Here is a 3,183-nt window from a genome sequence, read left to right as displayed (position 1 = left end):
GTAAGAGCCTGACGATGACCTACTTTCACACGGGAACCCGCACTATCATCGGCGCAAAGTCGTTTCACTGTCCTGTTCGGGATGGGAAGGAGTGGTACCAACTTGCTATGGTCATCAGGCATAAACTTTTTGTCAGATTGACAGCGCCTTGATTAACTTCTTAATCTCGCTCACCTTCAATCCAACGAATTCATAGAGTCTTCAATCAGCTTTTCGATTGCGCCTTTTCGGCATAACTAGAACTTGCGTTCTGTCTTTTGTTTTTCCAGGCTTACCCAAAGTTATAGGGTCAAGCCGCACGGGCAATTAGTACTGGTTAGCTTAACGCATTACTGCGCTTCCACACCCAGCCTATCAACGTCGTGGTCTACAACGACCCTTCAGGGGGCTCAAGGCCCCGGCAGATCTCATCTTGAAACGAGTTTCCCGCTTAGATGCTTTCAGCGGTTATCTCTTCCACACTTAGCTACCCTGCGATGCCACTGGCGTGACAACAGGTACACCAGAGGTGTGTCCACTCCGGTCCTCTCGTACTAGGAGCAGGCTTCCTCAAATCTGCAGCGCCCACGGAAGATAGGGACCAAACTGTCTCACGACGTTTTAAACCCAGCTCACGTACCTCTTTAAATGGCGAACAGCCATACCCTTGGGACCGACTACAGCCCCAGGATGAGATGAGCCGACATCGAGGTGCCAAACACCGCCGTCGATATGAACTCTTGGGCGGTATCAGCCTGTTATCCCCAGAGTACCTTTTATCCGTTGAGCGATGGCCCTTCCATACAGAACCACCGGATCACTATGTCCTGCTTTCGCATCTGCTCGACTTGTCAGTCTCGCAGTTAAGCACGCTTATGCCATTGCACTATCGTCACGATGTCCGACCGTAACTAGCGTACCTTCGAACTCCTCCGTTACGCTTTGGGAGGAGACCGCCCCAGTCAAACTGCCTACCATGCACTGTCCCCGATCCAGATAATGGATCCAGGTTAGAACCTCAAACGCACCAGGGTGGTATTTCAACGTCGGCTCCATGAGATCTAGCGACCTCACTTCAAAGCCTCCCACCTATCCTACACAGATCCGTTCAAAGTCCAATACAAAGCTACAGTAAAGGTTCATGGGGTCTTTCCGTCTTTCCGCGGGGAGATTGCATCATCACAAACATTTCAACTTCGCTGAGTCTCAGGAGGAGACAGTGTGGCCATCGTTACGCCATTCGTGCAGGTCGGAACTTACCCGACAAGGAATTTCGCTACCTTAGGACCGTTATAGTTACGGCCGCCGTTTACTGGGACTTCAATCAAGAGCTTGCACCCCATCATTTAATCTTCCAGCACCGGGCAGGCGTCACACCCTATACGTCCACTTTCGTGTTTGCAGAGTGCTGTGTTTTTATTAAACAGTCGCAGCCACCAATTTTTTGCAACCCCTTTGAGCTCCGTTTGTACAACTTCACTTACTTGGGGTACACCTTCTCCCGAAGTTACGGTGTCAATTTGCCGAGTTCCTTCTCCTGAGTTCTCTCAAGCGCCTTAGAATACTCATCTCGCGCACCAGTGTCGGTTTGCGGTACGGTCGTCAATAGCTGAAGCTTAGTGGCTTTTCCTGGAAGCAGGGTATCACTCACTTCGTCTGCAAGCAGACTCGTTATCACGCCTCATCTCAGCTCTCCGGATTTGCCTAAAGAGCACGACTACACGCTTGAACCAACTATTCCAACAGTTGGCTGAGCTAACCTTCTCCGTCCCCACATCGCACTATTGATCGGTACAGGAATATTGACCTGTTTCCCATCAGCTACGCATCTCTGCCTCGCCTTAGGGGCCGACTCACCCTACGCCGATGAACGTTGCGTAGGAAACCTTGCGCTTACGGCGAGGGGGCTTTTCACCCCCTTTAACGCTACTCATGTCAGCATTCGCACTTCTGATACCTCCAGCATCCGTTACCAGACACCTTCACAGGCTTACAGAACGCTCTCCTACCACGCACAGTAAACTGTGCATCCGCAGCTTCGGTAACTGGCTTAGCCCCGTTACATCTTCCGCGCAGGACGACTCGATCAGTGAGCTATTACGCTTTCTTTAAATGATGGCTGCTTCTAAGCCAACATCCTGACTGTTTTAGCCTTCCCACTTCGTTTCCCACTTAGCCAATTTTAGGGACCTTAGCTGGCGGTCTGGGTTGTTTCCCTCTTGAGTCCGGACGTTAGCACCCGGTGCTCTGTCTCCCAAGCTGTACTCGTCGGTATTCGGAGTTTGCATAGGTTTGGTAAGTCGCCATGACCCCCTAGCCTAAACAGTGCTCTACCCCCGACGGTAATACTTGAGGCACTACCTAAATAGTTTTCGGAGAGAACCAGCTATTTCCAAGTTTGTTTAGCCTTTCACCCCTATCCACAGCTCATCCCCTAATTTTGCAACATTAGTGGGTTCGGACCTCCAGTACCTGTTACGGCACCTTCATCCTGGCCATGGATAGATCACTTGGTTTCGGGTCTACACCCAGCGACTAGTCGCCCTATTCGGACTCGATTTCTCTTCGCCTCCCCTATTCGGTTAAGCTTGCCACTGAATGTAAGTCGCTGACCCATTATACAAAAGGTACGCCGTCACCCCTAGGGGCTCCGACTTTTTGTAAGCATACGGTTTCAGGATCTATTTCACTCCCCTCCCGGGGTTCTTTTCGCCTTTCCCTCACGGTACTGGTTCACTATCGGTCGATGATGAGTATTTAGCCTTGGAGGATGGTCCCCCCATATTCAGACAGGGTTTCTCGTGCCCCGCCCTACTTGTCTGCAGCCTAGTACCACCGATCGGTTTTCACATACGGGACTATCACCCACTATGGTCGGCCTTTCCATGCCGTTTTGTTAACTGATCGACTATCACTGCAAGGCTCTTCCGAATTCGCTCGCCACTACTATCGGAATCTCGGTTGATGTCTTTTCCTCTGGGTACTTAGATGTTTCAGTTCTCCAGGTTCGCTTCGTGCACCTATGTATTCAGTGCACGATACCTCTTGCGAGGTGGGTTCCCCCATTCAGAAATCTCCGGATCAAAGCTTATTTGCCAGCTCCCCGAAGCTTATCGCAGGCTATCACGTCTTTCGTCGCCTATCATCGCCAAGGCATCCACCATATGCTCTTAGTCACTTGACCCTATAACTTTGGACTCTCTT

General features: G+C 50.8%; 2 rRNA genes. Both read right to left on the bottom strand.

Features of this window, described 5'->3' with window-relative positions:
* Positions 1-6: 6 nt before the first annotated feature.
* A 5S ribosomal RNA gene (gene rrf, locus FSY45_RS27640) occupies positions 7-119 on the bottom strand.
* Positions 120-285: 166 nt separating this feature from the next.
* Positions 286-3,163 (bottom strand): 23S ribosomal RNA (locus FSY45_RS27635).
* Positions 3,164-3,183 lie beyond the last annotated feature (20 nt).

This window comes from Comamonas sp. Z1, from assembly GCF_008121555.1.
Classification (GTDB): Bacteria; Pseudomonadota; Gammaproteobacteria; order Burkholderiales; family Burkholderiaceae_C; genus Comamonas; species Comamonas thiooxydans.
The sequence above is the reverse complement of the archived record's forward strand: the minus strand, read 5'-3'. Positions and strand labels throughout refer to the sequence as shown.